Origin of the sequence: Streptosporangium sp. NPDC049248 (assembly GCF_040678965.1) — a bacterium.
Taxonomy (GTDB): Bacteria; Actinomycetota; Actinomycetes; order Streptosporangiales; family Streptosporangiaceae; genus Streptosporangium; species Streptosporangium fukuiense.
Genome location: NZ_JBFAQY010000001.1, coordinates 695,838 through 714,217, shown reverse-complemented (window position 1 = coordinate 714,217; position 18,380 = coordinate 695,838). Strand labels below are relative to the sequence as shown.

The following is an 18,380-nucleotide window of genomic DNA, read 5'->3' as shown; positions in this document are numbered from 1 at the left end:
TGCTTGCTCCGGATATACGTGCATATATCCGGAGCTGTGGACTACTTACCCGGCTCGGGATCGCGGGGCAGGCCGAGCATGCGCTCGCCGATGATGTTGAGCTGCACCTCGGTGGTGCCGCCGTAGATCGTCATGGCGCGGGTGGCGAGCACGGCGCGGTTCCAGTAACCGGCGTCGCCGAGCTTCATGTCGGCGGCGACGACGGCCGAGGGGCCGAGCAGCGAGACCGCGCACTCCGAGACGTGCTGGGCATGCGAGGTGGACAGGAGCTTGCGGACCGAGGCGTCGGCACCGGGCTCGGCGCCGGTCAGCTGCTTCAGGGTCACCCGCAGGCCGAGGGCGGCGATCGAGTGCCCCTCGCAGACGACCCGCGCCAGCTCCTGGCGCTCGGCGACGGTCAACTCCCGGCCGAGGCGCCCGGCCAGGCCGAGCAGGTCGGGAACGGACGCGCCGGTGCCGCCCGAGCCACCCGAGAGCGAGACCCGCTCGTTGGACAGGGTGTTCCTGGCGACCTTCCAGCCCTGGCCCACCTCGCCGACGACCAGCTCGTCCGGGACGAACACGTCGTCCAGGAAGACCTCGTTGAACAGGTTCTCGCCGGTCATCTCGGTGAGCGGCCTGACCGTGACGCCCTGGGCCTTCATGTCGACGATGAAGTAGGTGATGCCCTCGTGCTTGGACCCCTCCGAGGAGTTGCGGGCGATGCAGATGCCCCACTCGGCGACGTGCGCCACCGAGGTCCAGATCTTCTGGCCGTTGAGCCGCCAGCCGCCCTCGACCTTCTCGGCCTTCATCTGCAGGGACGCGAGGTCGGAGCCGGCGCCGGGCTCGGAGAAGAGCTGGCACCAGATCATCTCGCCGCTCAGCGTGGGCGGCAGGAAACGCTCCTGCTGCTCGGGGGTGCCGTACGCGGCGATCGACGGCACCACCCAGGCACCGATGATCATCTGAGGCAGCTTGACCCTGGCCGCCTTGAGCTCCTGGAAGATGAGCACCTGCTCCAGCGGCTTGGCGTCGCGGCCCCACGGCCTGGGCAGGTGCGGCATGACGTAGCCGGCCTTGGCCAGCGCCCGCTTCTGCTCCTTGCCCTCCAGCGCGGCGAAGGCGGCGACCTCGCCCCGGATGCTCTCGCGCAGCTCGGCGGCCTCCTCGGGCAGCTCGATCTCCAGCTCCCTGCTCACGCCGTTCAGCGCCAGCTCGGCGACCACCTCGGCCCACTCCGCCGAGGAGCCGAGCAGGGCGCGCAGGGTCAGCGCGCGCCGGTAGTACAGGTGGGCGTCGTGCTCGTAGGTGTAGCCGATGCCGCCGAAGATCTGCACGGCGTCCTTGGCGCAGAGCACGGCCGCGTCGGGGGCGACCACACCCGCGATCGCGGTGGCGTAGGCCAGCTCGTCCGCCGAGACGTCGCCTCCGTCCGCGGCGCGGGCGGCGTCCCACACCGTCGCGCGGGCCTGCTCCAGGGCGACGAGCATCCGGGCCGCCTTGTGCTTGACCCCCTGGAACTGCCCGATCGGACGGCCGAACTGCACGCGGACCTTGGCGTACTCCGCGGCGGCGGTCACGCACCACGAGGCGACGCCGGCGGCCTCGGCCCCGAGCAGGATCACCGCCAGGTTGTGGACCTCGGAGGCCTGCAGCCCGTCGAGAACCCGACCGGCCGGTACGGTGACCGCGTCCAGCTCGACCTTGGCCACGCCCCGGGTCAGGTCGAGCGAGTCGACCGGCGTCACGGTCGCCGCGGAGGCGTCCACCGCGACCCACTCCTCGCCGCGGTCGGTGCTCACCGGGAGCACCAGGATGTCGGCCAGCGCGCCGCCCAGCACCAGATCCACGGTGCCGCCGATCGTCAGGGCGCCGTCCTCGCCGCGGGTGGCGGTGATCGAGGAGAACGGCGCGACCGCACCGGTCAGCGTGCCGTCGGCGAGGCCGGGCAGCAGCTCGCCGTGCGCCTTGCCGTCGGAGGCGAGGATCGCGGCACTGGCGAGCACCGTGGGAACGTAGGGTCCGGGCGCGACGCGCTCGCCGAGGGCCTCAACGGCGACGGCGGTCTCCAGCAGGCCGTAGCCGCTGCCGCCGTGCTCCTCTGGGATGTGCAGGCCGAGCAGGCCCTGGTCGGCCAGTCCCGGCCAGAAGCCGGGGCGCTCCTCGCCCTCGGCCGCGATGGCGGCACGCACGACCTCGGACGGGATGTTGCGCTCCGCCCACCCGGTCACCGATTCCCGGAGCGCCTCGTGCTCCTCGCTCAATCCGATCGCCATGACAGCCTCCAGACGCGATTCAGTGACAGAATCATATTCTAGAAGGTGCTTCCATCACAACGCGCGGCCCCGCCCCGGGCACACCGGTGATCGCGGAGAGCCCGGCTCACACAGAACAGGCCTGGCCGCGGGGGCGTCAGAGCGCGCGGACGCTCGCCATCACGGGGGCGATGTCGGCCCAGAGCCGCTTGCGCGTGTCGGGCACGGTCACGAAGAGCACCGAAGGCTTGCGGCGGCCGATGTCGATCACCGCGAGCGCCGCCTGGGAGGTACGCTTCTTGCCCTTGACCTCGTAGGTCACCCGGTAGGCGAGCACCCACCCCTTGCCGGTGGCCAGGCGCTGCGAGGCGGTCCAGGTGACCTTGCCTCCCTCGGGGTGGTGGTTGCGGATCGTCCACTTCACCGCGCTCAACGCCGCCCTGCGGTAGTCGGCGTCGCTCTTGAGCGGCTTGGCCGGGGTGGCACCGGGCAGGGTGCCCGAGGCGATGACCGTGCGCGGCAGCCCGGCCGAACCGACCTGCTGGCCGACGGAGAACGACGGCACGGCCTTGACCGCCCACGGCTTGCCCAGGCTGGCATAGGTCACCGCGGACTTGGCGTCGGTCACCGCGCCCAGCACCACGCTCGGCGTGCCCGGCAGCGCCTTCAGCGCCGTCGGGTCCGGCAGGGCGGGCAGCGTGATCGGAGACACGGTCGGCGAGGGCTGCGCCGTGGGCGCCGCACTCCGGCGGACCCCCACCGGGTCCGAGGGCTCGTCGCCGGAGAAGAGTATGAAGATCAGAACCACGATGACACCGGTGATGACGGCGGCGCCCAGGCTGTAGGCGACCCGGATCGGGATGTCGCCGATCCGCATCAGCAGGCCACCGGACTTCCGTCCCGCTCCGCCCGGCACACCGGGCCGGGCCTGCCCGGCCGGTCGGCCCTGCGTCCCCGGCTCGCCGAACACGCCGGGCCGCTGCGACGCGCCGGGCCACCCCGTCGCGACACCGCCGTCCGCCCCGCCCCCCGTGCCCGCCCGACCGGACGTGCCGGCCTGACCGGACGTGCCGGCCTGACCGGACGTGCCCGTCCTACCGGGAGCACCGGCCCCGTCGGGACGCCAGGGTCCCGCGGAGCCGCCTATCCGCCTGACCGGGATCGTCCCGAGTCCACCGGACTCGCGCACCTGGTCGGTCTCCGCCTCCGGATCGTCCGCCCCGCCCCCGGAGGTCGCGTCGGGACGGCCGGAGCCGGGCGGCGACGAGTAGGGGAACGATCCAGGCGGCGTTGGTCTGGAGACCAACACGGTCTCCTCACCGTCTCCGATGGGAAATCTTCTGGGCACCCGGGGGCTGATGACCGAACCGTCTTCAGCGGGAATGGCGGGAATGGGGGCCGTGGGCGCGTCATATGAGGGGATATATCTCTCGTTAGAGCGCCCGGAGGAGTTGCCGCCGACGTCCGCCATACGCGTCAGGGTATGTCACCTGGGAAAGATTCGACGCATCGTCGTTTATTACGCTTCGGCCACGGGATGTGCATCAGCCCAGGTAACCGCCGTTCCCCTTCCATGAACAGAATCTCGTTCTGTATGGTCGCGCCTATGAAGGGCTTCTACGAGATCGCAACGGCCGACCCCGGGCGCGTCGCCGTCGTCGCGGACGACAGCGTGACCTACGGCGAACTGCACGATCGGGTCAACCAGGTCTCGCACGGCCTTCTGGCGCGCGGTACCCGGCCCGGCGACACGGTCGTGACGGTCCTGTCCAACGGGATCGACGCGATCACGATGATGCTCGCGACGTACCAGATCGGCGCCTATCACGTCCCGGTGAACTGGCACTACACCGCCGAGGAGATCGGCTACGTGATCACCGACTGCGCCGCGCGGGTGGTGGTCGGCTCCGAGCGGTACGGGCACGCCGTGCCGGGCGGGTTCGTGGAGACCGGCGCCCTCGCCGAGGGGCGGCCGACCACCCCGCCGGAGGGGCGCAGGGCCGGGTCGATGATGCTCTACACCTCGGGCACCACCGGCAGGCCCAAGGGCGTACGGCGGCGGCTGATCGAGTTGCCCCCGGAGGGCCTCCACCCGATCCTGATGCGCAAGAGCTGGCGGCATTTCGGGCTCGAATCCGGCGGGGTGCACCTGTTGCTGTCGCAGCTCTACCACTCCGCGCCGTACGGGCAGACGATGATGGCCCTGCACTTCGGCCACACGGTGGTGGTGACCGAGCGGTTCGACGCCGCGGAGACCCTGGCGCTCATCGAGCGGCACCGGGTGACCAACGCCTTCATGGTGCCGACCATGTTCCACCGGCTGCTGGCCCTGCCCGCCTCCGTCAGAACAAAGCACGATTTATCGTCGTTAACGCGCCTCTTTCACGGCGCTGCCCCCTGCCCGCCCGCCACCAAGCAGGCGATGATCGACTGGCTCGGCCCCGTGCTGTGGGAGTACTACGGCTCGACCGAGGCCGCCGTGGTCACCATGGTCTCCTCGGCGGAGTGGCTGCAGCGGCCCGGCACGGTCGGCCGGGCCATCGACGGCATGGAGTTCACCATCGTCGGCGACGACGGCGCCGAACTCCCGCCCGGTGAGCCGGGCCTGGTCTACATCGGCGGCATCAACCGCTTCGAGTACCACCAGGACCCGTCCAAGACCGCCTCGGCGATGCGCGGCCGCCTCTACACCCCCGGTGACATCGGCTATCTGGACACCGACGGTTACCTGTTCCTCTGCGACCGGCGCACCGACCTGATCATCTCCGGCGGGGTCAACATCTACCCCGCCGAGATCGAGGCGGTGCTCCAGGAACACCCCTCGGTGGCGGACGTCGCCGTGATCGGCGTACCCGACCCCGAATGGGGTCAGCGCGTCGTCGCGCTGGTCCAGCCCTCGGCGGACGCCGTGCCCGGCGCGGACCTCACCGGCGAGTTGCTGGCCCACTGCGCGACCCGGCTGGCGCGCCTCAAGCACCCCCGGGTGATCGAATATCGCGACCGGCTGCCGCGCACCCCCACGGGCAAGCTCAGCCGCAGCGGCCTTCGTGAGACGTATCTTCCTGCCTGAGCTGGGAAGATACCCATGCATGGGACGATCGACGACAGGCGTCGCATTGCTCGCGACCGCCGTCATGACGCTCGCGGGCTGCGGCCAGGGCACGGGTCTGCAACCACCCGGGGTGGCCGGCTCACCCAGTGTCTCGGCGAGCGCCTCCCCCGGCGTCTCCGCGGAAGGCTCGCCCGGGGCCACACCGGCTCCCGGAAGCGGTCCGGGTTCCCTGGAGGCCGCCTACGAGCAGATCATCACCAAGGTGCTGCCGTCCATCGTGCAGATCACCACGAGGGACAGCCTCGGCTCCGGGGTCGTGTACGACACCGCCGGCCACATCATCACCAACGCCCACGTGGTCGGGGGCAACAAGCGGTTCGAGGTCACGCTCGCCACCGGGGGCACCCCCCGGTCGGCCAGACTGATCAGCTCGTTCGAGCTGGGCGACCTGGCCGTGATCAAGGTGGACGACCCGACCGGGCTGAAGCCCGCCGTCTTCGGCGACTCCGCCCGGCTGCGGGTCGGCCAGATCGTGATGGCCATGGGAAACCCGCTGGGCCTGTCCGGCAGCGTCACCAACGGGATCATCTCGGCGCTCGGCCGCACCGTCACCGAACCCTCGAACGAGAGCTCGCCCGGAGCGACGATCAGCGGGGCCATCCAGACCTCCGCGCCGATCAACCCGGGCAACAGCGGCGGCGCCCTGGTCAACCTCGCGGGCGAGGTCATCGGCGTGCCGACCCTGACCGCCGTCAACCCCGAACTCGGCAACGCCCAGGCCGCGGGCATCGGCTTCGCGATCCCCTCCAACACCGTCAAGGACGTCGCCACGCAGATCATCAGGGACGGCAAGGTCACCAACACCCACCGGGCCGCGCTCGGCGTCGTGGTACGGACCGTGATCGACATGAGCGGGCAGCCGGCGGGCGTCAGCGTCGTACGGGTGATGAAGAACAGCGGCGCGCAGCGGGCGGGACTCAAGGCCGGAGACCTGATCGTCTCGATCAACGGTACGCCCACCCCGTCGACCCAGGACCTGTCGACGGTCCTGTCGGCCCTCAAGCCCGGCGAGGACGCGAAGGTCGAGATCATACGCCCCGACGGCTCGACGACCACCCTCTCCGTTCCTCTTGAGGAGTTGCACGGGAGCTGAGCCGGGGCGGGACCGGGCTCAGTAGGGCAGGACGCGATCGCTGAAGGACTTGGCCACGAAGGGCGCCTTGAACTTGGGGAAGGCGATCGTCTTCGCGTCGCCGTCGGAGGTGTAACGCTCGTCGGCGTTCGCCTTCAGCCAGTCGAGCCAGGCCACGGAGCAGAACTTGGCGCAGTCCCCCGTCTTGTCCATCGAGCGGATGCGCGGGATGCCGAGCGGGTCGAACTTCTTGTTGAACGGCGACAGCGCGGGAGTGTAACCGGCGAGGAACACACCGCCGTAGTTGTAGGAGACATCACCCGAGGAGCCCTTGAGACCCCACTCCTTGGTGTCGGGCTGGTTGCCGTACGGCAGCGCCAGCGTGACCGGGGGTGTCTTGATCAACCCGGTGATGAGCCGGTGGCCCGCCGCCACCTCCGCGTTCACCGCCTTCTTCTCCTTACCGCGCAGGTTGAGGTGGTCGCGGGTGTGGTTGCCGATGTCGAAGCCCTTGTCGGTGAGCCAGAGGAGCATCTGCGCCCCCTCCTCGGGCGTCTCCTTGCCGAACATGTCGCGCGTGACGTAGAACGTGCCGACCGGGCGGAAGCCGGGGTGGGCCTTGGCGACGCTCTGCAGGATCGCGACCGCGGTGTTCGGCCGGGGGACGCCCACCCCGTCCAGCTCGAACTGCGAGGGCGAGGAGTCGTCGAAGGTGAGGACGACGGGGTGCTTGCCCGCCGGGATGTCGATGCGCCCGGTGACGAACTCGGCCGCGGTGACGGGCACGTAGTTCTCCCTGGCCAGCCGCTCCAGCTCGGTGCGGAACTGTTTGGGAGTGCGGTCGTCCTGGGTCGCGGGCTTGTCGACCACCCGGTGGTACATGAGAACGGGGACCTGGCCGAGCTCGTTGGCCTTGACCTTGGCGGCGGCCGCCGTCCTGGCCTTGAGGAGGTTGGCCTGCGAGGCCGCCGCGGCGGCCGACGCCTTGGCCGCGGCGGCCAGCTTCGCCTTCTGCTCGTCGGCCTCGTCCTGTCCCGAACCGCATCCGGCCAGCACGACTCCCGCCGCGACGACCACCACACCGGCCCTGCCTATTCTGAGACGGCCCATCGAATCCTCCAAGCGCGCTGACGATACGCTTCTCATCCCCCTCTGACCTGCGAGTTGACCTCCGCCACTGGCAAAGGTTCGCGCCGGAGCCACTTTCGGCGACGTCACGCGGGCACTGCCCTTTCCGTGTCGCACCGGTCCCGCCCGGAAGGGGCGTCCGCCGTGGAGAATCGACCGGCGGCGGGATTCTCACCCGGTGTGGAAGCCACGGGTGACAGTCGTCGTCCGGTATTTGACGGTGTTACCGATGACCAATTCTGTTGACCATTATTCAACAATTTAGTCACGTTACCGTTGACCTCCCTCTATTTCGCGCCTACCGTCCGGACATCCGGGCGGGAACCGGACGGCATATGAGACGGCATCTGAGACGGCGTCGTGAGGCGGCATCGTGAGGCGGCATCGTGAGGAGGAGAGATGGCGGAGCGACTGAGGAGCCGTGGGCTTCTCGGCGAGATGGCGGCCGAGTTCACCGGCACCCTGGTTCTGATCCTGTTCGGGGTCGCGGTGGTGGCCCAGGTCGTGGCGGCCGGGATCGGCGACCACGACAGCATCGCCTGGGCGTGGGGGCTCGGGGTGACGCTGGGCGTCTACGTCGCGGCGCGCACCAGCGGCGCCCACATCAACCCCGCCGTCACCGTCGCGCTGGCCGCCTTCAAGGGCTTCTCCTGGCGCAAGGTGCTGCCGTACTGCCTGGCGCAGACCGCGGGCGCGTTCGTGGCGGCGCTCATCGTCCGCTTCAACTACGGCGAGGTGCTGGAGAAGGCGGACCCCGGGCTCACCATCAAGACCCAGCTCGTCTTCTCGACCCTGCCGGGCAACGGGTCCCTGCCCGTCGGCACCTGGGGCGCCTTCCGCGACCAGGTGATCGGCACCGCCATCCTGCTCCTGCTCGTCCTCGCCCTCTCCGACACGCGCAACACCGCCCCCATGGCCAACCTCGCCCCCTTCATGACCGGCCTGGTGGTGGTGGCCATCGGCATGGCCTGGGGTAGCAACGCCGGCTACGCCATCAACCCCGCCCGCGACTTCGGACCGCGACTCGCCTCGTTCCTGACCGGGTACGAGACCGCCTGGCAGGACCAGTACGGGCAGCTCTACTTCTGGGTGCCGATCGTGGCGCCCCTCATCGGAGGGCTGATCGGGGCGTTCCTCTACGAGATCCTGGTGGCCAGATTCCTTCCTCCCGAGGAGGCCGGCCCCGAGGTGGGGCGGGTGACGCCCGAAGACCCGCGCCACCCCTGAACGGGCGCGCGGCGACCGCGGGTAAGAACAGCAGCAGATCTGCCGGAGAGTCTCACCAAGGAGGCACCACGCAATGCCTGACTTCGTCGGAGCGGTCGACCAGGGCACGACGAGCACCCGTTTCATGATCTTCGATCACGGCGGCAACGAGATAGCCCGGCACCAGCTCGAACACGAGCAGATCCTGCCGCGGGCGGGGTGGGTCGAGCACAACCCCACGGAGATCTGGGAGCGCACCAGGGCGGTGATCGAGACGGCGCTGAACAGGGCCGGTCTGGTGGCCGCCGACCTCGCCGCGCTCGGCATCACCAACCAGCGCGAGACCACGGTGGTCTGGAACCGGACCACCGGACGCCCGTACCACAACGCGATCGTCTGGCAGGACACCCGCACCGACCGGATCGCCTCGGCCCTGGACCGCGACGGCAGGGGCGACGTCATCCGCCACCGGGCGGGCCTCCCCCCGGCGACGTACTTCTCCGGTGGCAAGATCCAGTGGATCCTGGAGAACGTCGACGGGGTACGCGAGGCGGCCGAGGCCGGAGAGGCGATCTTCGGCAACACCGACACGTGGCTGCTGTGGAATCTCACCGGCGGTACCGACGGCGGCGTGCACGTCACCGACCCCACCAACGCCAGCCGCACGATGCTGATGGACCTGGAGACCCTCGACTGGGACGACGAGCTGCTGTCGTTCTTCGGCATCCCCCGCCGGATGCTGCCGGCCATCGCCCCCTCGTCCCACCCCGGTCTCTACGGCACCACCAGGCGGGGCGGCCCGCTGCGTGGCGAGGTCCCGCTCTCCGGTGACCTGGGCGACCAGCAGGCCGCCACCGTCGGACAGGTCTGCTTCGAGGTGGGCGAGGCCAAGAACACCTACGGCACCGGCAACTTCCTGCTGCTCAACACCGGCACAGATCTGGTCCGCTCGGAACACGGCCTGCTCACCACCGTCTGCTACCGCTTCGGTGAGGAGCCGCCGGTGTACGCGCTGGAGGGTTCCATAGCCGTGACCGGCTCCGCCGTGCAGTGGCTCCGCGACCAGCTCGGCATCATCTCGGGGGCGGCGCAGAGCGAGTCGCTCGCCCGGCAGGTCGAGGACAACGGCGGCGTCTACTTCGTGCCCGCCTTCTCCGGCCTCTTCGCGCCGTACTGGCGGTCGGACGCCCGGGGCGCGATCGTCGGCCTGTCACGCTTCAACAACAACGCCCACCTGGCGCGGGCCACCCTGGAGGCGATCTGCTACCAGAGCCGCGACGTGGTCGAGGCGATGCGGCAGGACTCCGGCGTCACCCTCGACGTCCTGCGGGTCGACGGCGGCGTCACCGCCAACGACCTGTGCATGCAGATCCAGGCCGACCTGCTCGGCGTACCCGTCTCCAAGCCCGTGGTGGCCGAGACGACCGCGCTGGGGGCCGCCTACGCGGCGGGGCTGGCCGTCGGCTTCTGGAAGTCGAAGGACGAGCTCAAACAGAACTGGCAGGAGGGCCGCCGCTGGGAGCCGCAGTGGTCCGAGGAGCAGCGGGCCGTCGGCTACGCCGGCTGGAAGAAAGCGGTGGAGCGCACTCTCAACTGGGTCGACGTGTCCTGAACGCCCTGCTCCGTACGCTCCGCCGCTTCGCGTCGAGGGCTCGCTCACCGTCCAGGCCCGGGAGAACCGCCGCCTGGTGCGGAGCCCGGCGCGCGAGTCCGCCACATCCTGCGGGGCCGCGCCTCCGACGAGGGCGAGAGAGGTCATCGTGCTGACAGCGGACGCCCCCGTATGAACGAAGGGCGGCCGGGGCGGCGAGATCGCCGCCCCGGCCGCCCTTCGGCGAGCTGTTCCGCACGGTTCGGGCGCGGAACGGGGGTGGAGGTGGCGGGAATCGAACCCGCGTCCTTCAACTCCAAGACAGGGCTTCTCCGGGTGCAGCCTGCTGTGCTTTTCTCAGCCCCGGCGATCACGCAGGCAAGTCGCCGACGGGCTCAGCCACTGTAAGATTTCCCGATCTTCCCCGTGGCCGGGTCGATCGGTTGAGCCTCCTAGCGATGCCGGATCCGGGCCGGAGGCGCTCCCGGGCCGGCAGAAGTCACTCGCTGCTTAGGCGGCGAGTGCCAGGTTGCCCTGGCTGACTTCGGAGTGCGTCTTATTGGCACTTGTTGGTCGCGGTCACAGTGTTAACGAGGTTATGTCCGCAGTCCTCGACCCGCTTCACCTGGCTTGCAAAGCCAAAGTCGAAACCAGTCACCCCCCTGTTGAATTTTCAACCCGTCCCCGAAGGGGCGAGCTATCCGAAGATACCTGTTACAACAGAGGTAACGCCAATCGAATTCCCGCCCGGTGCGCCGGGCGAGGCGGCGGCGGCATCGTATGGCGGTGGGGACGCGGCGGAGTGCGGGCACCGGTCGGGAACACCGGGTGGGAACGCGGAAACCCCGGGGACGCCCGCGAATCGCGAGCGCCCCCGGGGTCGACCGGCAGGGTCGAGCCGGTCCTGACGGGCAGGGCCTCCCCCGAGATGAGGCCCTGATCTCATCACAGCGACCGAGTCCGCAACCCCCCAAGCGGTGCTCGGTCACTTAGAAGGACGCAAACGAGGCACCCTTCGGTTGCTCAGGATGAAAAGAATATTCCGGGAGGTCACAGCCCAGCGTGGAGCCCCTGGAAGAACCGTCCCGCGGCGGCCGCCCCCGCCCCGGGGTCGGGGCTCTGCATCAGCACGGCGACGGCCACGTCTCCCTGCCATCCGACGAACCAGGCGAGCGGCTTGCGGTTCTGCGAGGCGGCGGCCGTGATGCCGTGGACCGGGTCACCGGGAGCCGCGGCGGCACGTGCCGAGCCCGCGGTCACGCCACTGCGCATGAAGGTGCGGAGGGTGTCGACGGTCTTGTCGTCCAGTTTGATCGGATCGGGCGCCTTGTAGGGCTCGGTCTCCGTCGTGGGGTCGCTGGTCCGGGGATCGGTGACCAGGACCGGCGGACGCCAGGTGCCCGAGGCGACCGCCCCGGCGACCAGCGCCATGGAGAGCGGGCTGACCAGCACGTTCTGTCCGGCGAGCGCCTTCGCCGTGGCGGCGTCGTTCTTGAGCGGCCGCATGGAACCGCTGAACCCCTTCAGCGGCAGGGCCCAGGGCGCCCCGATGCCGAACTTCGCGGCGGCGGACGCCAGCTCGGAGCCGTCGATCCTGCGGGCCAGCGAGGCGAGCGCGGTCACGCAACCGGTGGCGAAGTTGGCCTGAAGGGTCGGTGTCACCCCGACGGGCGCGCCCTCCTGATGGAACGGGACACCGCCGACGCTCCGGTCCGCGGGGCAGGCCAGCTTCTGTTTGGGGCTGATCCGCGCCTTGAGCATGCCCTCGACGGACATGATGGAGAACGCGGTTCCCGCGGGGAACCTCCCGGCGAGGGCGTGCTTCTCCTGGTTGTACTCGTTGGTGCTGGACACCGCGAGGATGTCGCCGGTCGAGGCCTGAACCGCGACCATCATGCCGGACCCGCCCAGCAGCGCGCTGTCGGCCGCCTTCTGGTGGGCGCGGTCGAGCGTGGTCTGCACCGGCGAGGTGGACCGGTCGGGCCGCCACTTCTTGAGCTCGGTCACCTTGAGCGTCTTGAGGTCGACAGTGATCACACGGGTGTCGGTCGAGCCGGTCAGGTGCTCCTGGTAGGCCTTCTGCAGACCGGCTCTGCCGACCGTGTCCCCGGCCCGCTGCGGGCCGCCGAGCTGCTGCTCGGTCTCGGGGGTGACGGCGGTGACGGTGCCGACGATCTGGGTGGGCGAGGCGGGGGCGACCGACTGCTCCTGCTCGGAGAGGATGATGCCGGGGATCGCCTCCAGCTGGGCGCGGAGCTGCCCGAACTTCGTACGGCCGAAGGTGACCAGCGGGACCTGGAGGTTGGGCTGGGCGGAACGGATCCGGCTCAGCAGGCGGTCATGCGGAAAGCCAGTGATCTTGGAGAGCCGCTGGCAGAGCCTGTCCGCCTCGTCGTTCTTCAGGTTGGCCGGAACCACGCTCGCCACGTGCAGGACGGCCTTCTCCTGCAGCGGGTCGCGGTTGCGGTCGAGGATCGGCTGGCGCCCCTCGGGGGTGACCTTCACGGCGAACCGCTGCCCCTCGCGCAACTGGGGGTGGAGCACGCTGGGCGACCAGCGCACCTTCCAGCTGCCGTCGACCAGGTGGAGCGGGAGCTTGCCCTCGTACTCCCACAGGGGGTTGTTCTCCCCCAGGTCGACCTCGGCGTCGAAGTCGGCCTCGACCTCGTCCGCGGCGCGCCGCATGCTCTTGACGTCGAAGCGGAACGAGGCCGCGTCGAGCTGGAGTTTGGCGTCTTCGAGCGCCTTGCTGACCACCTTCTCGTCGCCGTCGGTACGCCTGGCCGCCGCGGCGTAGTCGCCCGTCTGCCAGCCGATCAGGAAGTCGCGCACCGCCTCGTGGGCCGAGGGCTCCTCGAAGCAGGCGGACAGCATGGGAGCCGTCACCGCCAGCGCGAGCGCCGCGGAGGCGGCACGCCTGGCCCTTCCTCGCACCGTCATCTGTTCCTGTGCCTGAGCGCGCGTGCCATCTCCCGCTTGGCCTGGTTCTCGGCCAGCGTCTGCCGCTTGTCCCAGTCCTTCTTTCCCTTGGCTAGGCCGATCTCGATCTTGGCCCTGCCGTCCTTGAAGTAGATGGCGAGCGGCACCAGGGTCAGGCCGCCCTCCTTGGTCTTGGCGACCAGCTTGTCGATCTCCTTGCGGTGCAGCAGGAGCTTGCGGGTGCGGCGTGCGGCGTGGTTGGTCCAGGTACCCATGGTGTATTCGGGGATGTGGACGTTGATCAACCATGCCTCGCCGTCCTTGATGACGGCGTACCCGTCGAGGAGGGAGGCGCGGCCGAGCCGCAGCGATTTGACCTCCGTGCCCTGGAGCACAAGACCAGCCTCGTAGGTGTCCTCGATGTGGTAGTCGTGCCAGGCACGCTTGTTCTGGGCTATTACCTTCCGCCCGGTCTCACGTGGCATGTCTGGAGCCTACCGGTCAGCGGGGCCGCGAGCCGCGCCCGAGAGCGGCGCGCGGGCGCCGGGCGCCCGCACGACGGTCCTGGAGGGGCCCGGGGACGTCACACCCGCAGGTAGCGGCGGAGCGTGACGAAGGAGGCCAGCACACAGATGAGCACGCCGAAGACCATGGTGACACTGATCACCGAGGCGACGGTCTCCCAGGAGAGCTGGCTGTTGGGGGAGAGGTAGAGCTGCACCCCGTCGAAGAGGAAGACCTTGCTGACGATCAGCATCACCGCGGCCAGCACACCGCCGATCAGGCCGGCGATGACGCCCTCCATCACGAACGGGAGCTGGATGTAGAGGTTCGAGGCGCCCACCAGGCGCATGATGCCGGTCTCACGCCTGCGGTTGTACGCGGAGAGCCTGACGGTGTTGCCGATCAGGAGTGTGGCCGCGAAGACCAGGATGATCGCCACCACCAGGGCCGCCCAGCGGAGCTTCTCCAGCAGCCCGAAGAACTTCTCCAGGAGTTCCTTCTGGTTGACCACGTTGGAAACGCCCGGGGCACCCTTGACCGCCTCGATCACCGGCCCGTAGGCCTCCGGGTCCTTGAGCTTGACCCGCAGCGACTCGGGCATGTCCTCGACCTGGATGGCGGAGAGCAGCACGGTGTTGTTGGCGTTCTGCGCCCGGAAGTTCTTGTAGGCCTCGGCCGCGTTCTCCACGGTGACCGTGTCGACCTGCGGCATGGCCTCGATGGTCGCCTTCAGCTCGGCCTGCTCCTGGGCGTTGACGCCGCCGCTGCCCTTGCACTGCGGGAAGGGGTCGTTCTTCTTGCACAGGAAGACCGAGACCTCGACCTTGTCCGCCCAGAAGTCCTTCATGCTGGAGATCTGGGAGTTGATCATCAGACCGACGCCCAGCAACGCCATGCCGATCGCCACGGTCACGATGACCGCGATGGTCATCGTGAGGTTGCGGCGGAGGCCGATCCAGACCTCGGAGAAGATGAAGTTTGCCCGCATGCTCTTCCTGTCGCTCTTTCCGGTCCTGGTGTCAGTACGCCTGGCCGTACACGCCCCGCGACTGGTCACGGACGATCTTGCCGTCCTCCAGTTCCACCACCCGCTTGCGCATGGAGTCGACGATGGCCGCGTCGTGCGTGGCCATGACGACAGTGGTGCCGGTCCGGTTGATCCGGTCGAGCACCTTCATGATGCCGATGCTCGTCGCGGGGTCGATGTTTCCGGTCGGCTCGTCGGCCAGCAGGATCATCGGCCGGTTGACGAACGCCCGGGCCATCGCGACCCGCTGCTGCTCGCCACCGGACAACTCGTCGGGCATCCGGTGTGCCTTGCCCTCAAGGCCGACGAGCTCGACGACCTCGGGGACCACCTTACGGATGAAACGCCGTGGCTTGCCGATCACCTCCAGAGCGAACGCGACGTTCTCGTACACGTTCTTGTTCGGGAGCAGCCGGAAGTCCTGGAAGACACAGCCGATCCGGCGGCGCAGGTGCGGGATCTTGAAGTTGGACAGTCGGGCGAGGTCCTTGCCGGCCACGTGGATCGCGCCCGAGTTGGGGCGCTCCTCCTTCAGGACCAGGCGGAGAAAGGTCGATTTCCCGGACCCCGAGGGGCCAACGAGGAACACGAACTCGCCCTTGTCGACATCGACGCTGACGTGGTCCAACGCGGGCCGGTTCTGGTTCGCGTAGACCTTGGTGACATTATCAAAATGGATCACGGGCGCATCACGGCATGCCAGTCTAGGGGGTAGGACGGTCGCAGGAGTGGCAGAGGGCCACTTCCACCTCTTGCCGGTCGGGGGGCGCCGGTCATTTACGCTTGATCGACGTTCCGGTTGGCCGGTGCCCAGTCTAGGGGGAAGACTGACACGGAAAGCCCATAACGGAAACAAAACGATTCGGCGCCCGGTAACGAGCGGATAAAGTGGTTCTGACCTCGAAGAGGGAGGACGGCATGAGCTGTGAAGACCTGGTCTGCGCGGGGTGCGCTCACCCCGTGGCCGAGGGCCGCTGCCCCCGCTGCCGCGCATACCGCGCTCAACACCACCACGGCCCGTTCGGCGGCATGACCCCCGCGTTCATCGCGCTGGTGCTGATCGCGCTCTTCTTCCTCACCCTGGCCCTGAGACACCTCAGCGGGGCCTGACGGCGTCTCTGAAGGGGCACGGCCTCACGGGACGCCCGGAGGCGCCCGTGAGGCGAGACGCGGGGCCTACCCGCCCTCGACGCCCGCCTCCTGGCGGCGGGTCCAGCGGATCTCGGCCTCGATGAAGCCGTCCAGGTCTCCGTCGAGCACCGCGCTCGGGTTGCCCGCCTCGGCGCCCGTCCGCAGGTCCTTGACGATCTGGTACGGGTGCAGCACGTAGTTGCGGATCTGCGTGCCCCACGCGGTGGCCGACTCGCCGCGGATCTCGTTCAGCGCCGCCTTCTCCTCCTGCCGCTTGCGCTCCAGCAGCTTGGCCTGCAGGACCACCATCGCGGTCGCCTTGTTCTGCAGCTGCGAGCGCTCGTTCTGGCAGGAGACCACGATGCCGGTGGGCAGGTGGGTCAGCCGGACCGCGGAGTCGGTCGTGTTGACGCCCTGGCCGCCGGGGCCCGAGGAGCGGTAGACGTCGACGCGCAGGTCGTCCTCGTTGATGTCGATGTGATCGGTCGTCTCGACGACCGGCACCACGTCGACGCCCGCGAAGGAGGTCTGGCGGCGGCCCTGGTTGTCGAACGGGCTGATCCGGACCAGGCGGTGCGTGCCGTGCTCGCCGCGGAGGGTGCCGTACGCGTACGGCGCCTTGACCGTGAAGGTCGTCGACTTGATCCCGGCCTCCTCCGCGTAGGAGGTCTCGTAGACGTCCGTCGGGTAGCCCTTGCGCTCGGCCCACCGCAGGTACATCCGCTGGAGCATCTGGGCCCAGTCGGCGGCGTCCACGCCACCGGCCTGGGACTGGATGGTGACGACCGCCTCGCGGGCGTCGTACTCGCCGGACAGCAGGGTGCGGACCTCCAGCGCGCCGATGTCGCTCCTCAGGGACGCCAGCTCGCGGTCGGCCTCCTGCTGGGTGTCCTCGTCGTCCTCGGAGGCGGCCAGCTCGTACAGCACGGAGAGGTCGTCCAGCCGCCGTCCCAGCGACTCGACCCTGTTGACCTCGCCCTGGAGGTAGGAGAGCTTGCTGGTGACCTTCTGTGCGCGCTCCTGGTCGTTCCACAGGTCCGGCGCGGCGGCCTGATCCTCCAGCTCCTCGATCTGCTTGCGAATCGCGCCGAGGTCGAGCACGTCCTGGATGCTGTTCAGCGTCCCGGTAAGCTCGTTGATCTGTTCTGCCGGATCGATGAGTGCCACGTCTGTAAAGGGTACGCGACCTTCGCACCCGATCGTGTACGGCACTCTCCCCCACCATGGCTAGCATGGCCCGCATCGGGGAGCATCGGGAGGTGAACGTGCGCGGACACAGGCGAAGGGGCGTGCTCGCGCTCGCACTGGCACTGGTCGCCGTGACCGCGGCGTGTTCCGATCCCCGTTCCGTCTCCGGTGACGCCCGGTCCGGGCGGAGCCCGTCGGGATCTCCGGCCGGTGACACGTCGGCCGCCCGCCCCACGCCGACGCCGTCACTCCCGGCGCCTCCGGTCACGCTCGACGAGGCGGCGAGGGCACTGGCCGGCTTCCTGGGCGCCGACGGGGTGCTGGGCGCGGCGACCCCGCGCCTGGACGTCGAGCGCAGGCTCATGCTGGAGCAGACCCGCGACGGGCAGCAGGCCCTCACCGCGGCGGTCTTCAGCGGCGCCGTCGAGGCGCTCCCCCCGTACACGTGGGGCACCCCCGAGTTACTGGTCCCGCGTGTGCAGCAGGGGCCCCTCTGGTTCACCGCGATCGTGGACCGCGAGGAGCCCTCGGGCAAGGTCCGCACCGCCGTGCTGACCCTCATCCGACAGGGTGGGGAGGACTGGCGGCTCAGCTCGACCTCGCTGCTCGACGAGGGCATCCGGCCCCCCGAGGTCGCCAAGGACGCCGACGGGTACGCGACGGCGCTGGGCGAGGAGGACACGACCGTGGCGATCAGCCCACGGCTCATGGCCCCGCTGCACGCGACCTCGGCCGAGGAGGGCGAGCGCGGGTTCGCGGCCGGACTGATCGAGAAGAGCCCGCACACGACCGGCTTCGCCGACGAGATCGCGAAGCGGCGCACGGACGGGAAGAGCGAGTGCCTGGGCTACGACTCGATCTTCGCCGCGAGCAGCTATCCGGTGCACGCGTTGCGCACCGCCGACGGCGGCGCGCTGGTCGTCTACTCGCTGATCAGGACGACGACCAGGAGCGTCAAGATAGATCCGTGCGCGTCGGACGCCCGTATCCCGCCGGACGCCAGGAAGCTGACGACGGAGAGCTTCATCCGCGAGGAACTGCGCACCGTCGAGACACAGCTGTACGTGAGCACGGTCCCGGCCAAGGACAGCGGCCGGCCCGCCAGGGTCATCGGTTACCTGGGCGGCCTCACGAAGGTCATCGTGAGCTGACCGGTCCGCCCCGGGGCCCCCCCGGGGGCCCCGGCGGGCGGGGCACCCCGCGGGCGGGGGGGGGGGGTACGTGGGCCCCCACCGGGGGGGGCGGCCCAGCCCCACCCACACGGT

General features: G+C 69.6%; 14 protein-coding genes and 1 other RNA gene. 6 read left to right on the top strand and 9 right to left on the bottom strand.

The window, feature by feature from the left end:
- Positions 1-41: 41 nt before the first annotated feature.
- Complete coding sequence (locus tag AB0K21_RS03255; protein ID WP_343979106.1) at positions 42-2,258, bottom strand: acyl-CoA dehydrogenase; 2,217 nt, start codon at positions 2,256-2,258, stop codon at positions 42-44.
- Between the two features lie 136 nt (positions 2,259-2,394).
- Positions 2,395-3,543, bottom strand: coding sequence for a hypothetical protein (locus AB0K21_RS03250; protein ID WP_364147402.1), 1,149 nt, complete (start codon positions 3,541-3,543; stop codon positions 2,395-2,397).
- Positions 3,544-3,843: 300 nt separating this feature from the next.
- Between AB0K21_RS03250 and AB0K21_RS03245 the strand changes: the two genes are divergently transcribed.
- On the top strand, positions 3,844-5,307 hold the full coding sequence (locus AB0K21_RS03245) for an AMP-binding protein (RefSeq protein WP_343979100.1): 1,464 nt from the start codon (positions 3,844-3,846) through the stop codon (positions 5,305-5,307).
- 19 nt (positions 5,308-5,326) lie between these two features.
- Entirely contained in the window at positions 5,327-6,442 is a 1,116-nt protein-coding gene (locus AB0K21_RS03240; protein ID WP_343979097.1) for a trypsin-like peptidase domain-containing protein, read from the top strand.
- 18 nt (positions 6,443-6,460) lie between these two features.
- Here the strand turns inward: AB0K21_RS03240 and AB0K21_RS03235 are convergent, their stop codons facing one another.
- Positions 6,461-7,531, bottom strand: coding sequence for a polysaccharide deacetylase family protein (locus tag AB0K21_RS03235; protein WP_343979094.1), 1,071 nt, complete (start codon positions 7,529-7,531; stop codon positions 6,461-6,463).
- Positions 7,532-7,948: 417 nt separating this feature from the next.
- On the opposite strand from AB0K21_RS03235, the gene AB0K21_RS03230 reads away from it, so the two are divergent.
- Positions 7,949-8,776, top strand: coding sequence for an MIP/aquaporin family protein (locus AB0K21_RS03230; RefSeq protein WP_343979090.1), 828 nt, complete (start codon positions 7,949-7,951; stop codon positions 8,774-8,776).
- A gap of 73 nt (positions 8,777-8,849) precedes the next feature.
- Positions 8,850-10,367, top strand: a complete 1,518-nt coding sequence (gene glpK, locus AB0K21_RS03225; RefSeq protein ID WP_343979086.1) for a glycerol kinase GlpK — start codon at positions 8,850-8,852, stop codon at positions 10,365-10,367.
- 256 nt (positions 10,368-10,623) lie between these two features.
- Here glpK and ssrA read toward each other — a convergent pair.
- The 5 genes from ssrA to ftsE all read right to left on the bottom strand — a co-directional run bounded on the left by ssrA (position 10,624) and on the right by ftsE (position 15,478).
- Positions 10,624-11,008: a transfer-messenger RNA gene (gene ssrA, locus AB0K21_RS03220) on the bottom strand.
- Positions 11,009-11,396: 388 nt separating this feature from the next.
- Positions 11,397-13,286: a penicillin-binding transpeptidase domain-containing protein gene (locus AB0K21_RS03215; RefSeq protein ID WP_364147397.1), complete on the bottom strand. Its 1,890-nt coding sequence runs from the start codon at positions 13,284-13,286 to the stop codon at positions 11,397-11,399.
- The gene (gene smpB, locus AB0K21_RS03210) at positions 13,283-13,750 is read right to left on the bottom strand and encodes an SsrA-binding protein SmpB (RefSeq protein WP_326636230.1); all 468 of its coding nucleotides are present in this window, start codon (positions 13,748-13,750) and stop codon (positions 13,283-13,285) included. Before smpB ends, AB0K21_RS03215 begins: the two co-directional genes overlap by 4 nt.
- A 98-nt stretch (positions 13,751-13,848) precedes the next feature.
- The gene (ftsX, locus tag AB0K21_RS03205) at positions 13,849-14,757 is read right to left on the bottom strand and encodes a permease-like cell division protein FtsX (protein WP_343979078.1); all 909 of its coding nucleotides are present in this window, start codon (positions 14,755-14,757) and stop codon (positions 13,849-13,851) included.
- A 31-nt stretch (positions 14,758-14,788) separates the two neighbouring features.
- A complete protein-coding gene (gene ftsE / locus AB0K21_RS03200; RefSeq protein ID WP_012888192.1) occupies positions 14,789-15,478 on the bottom strand; it encodes a cell division ATP-binding protein FtsE in 690 nt (229 codons plus the stop codon).
- Positions 15,479-15,714: 236 nt separating this feature from the next.
- Here ftsE and AB0K21_RS03195 point away from each other — a divergent pair, with 236 nt between their 5' ends.
- Entirely contained in the window at positions 15,715-15,906 is a 192-nt protein-coding gene (locus AB0K21_RS03195) for a hypothetical protein (RefSeq protein ID WP_343979066.1), read from the top strand.
- Between the two features lie 66 nt (positions 15,907-15,972).
- On the opposite strand, the gene prfB is transcribed toward AB0K21_RS03195, so the two are convergent.
- Entirely contained in the window at positions 15,973-17,094 is a 1,122-nt protein-coding gene (gene prfB, locus AB0K21_RS03190; RefSeq protein WP_364147393.1) for a peptide chain release factor 2, read from the bottom strand.
- A gap of 65 nt (positions 17,095-17,159) precedes the next feature.
- On the opposite strand from prfB, the gene AB0K21_RS03185 reads away from it, so the two are divergent.
- Complete coding sequence (locus AB0K21_RS03185) at positions 17,160-18,266, top strand: hypothetical protein (protein WP_343979060.1); 1,107 nt, start codon at positions 17,160-17,162, stop codon at positions 18,264-18,266.
- Positions 18,267-18,380 lie beyond the last annotated feature (114 nt).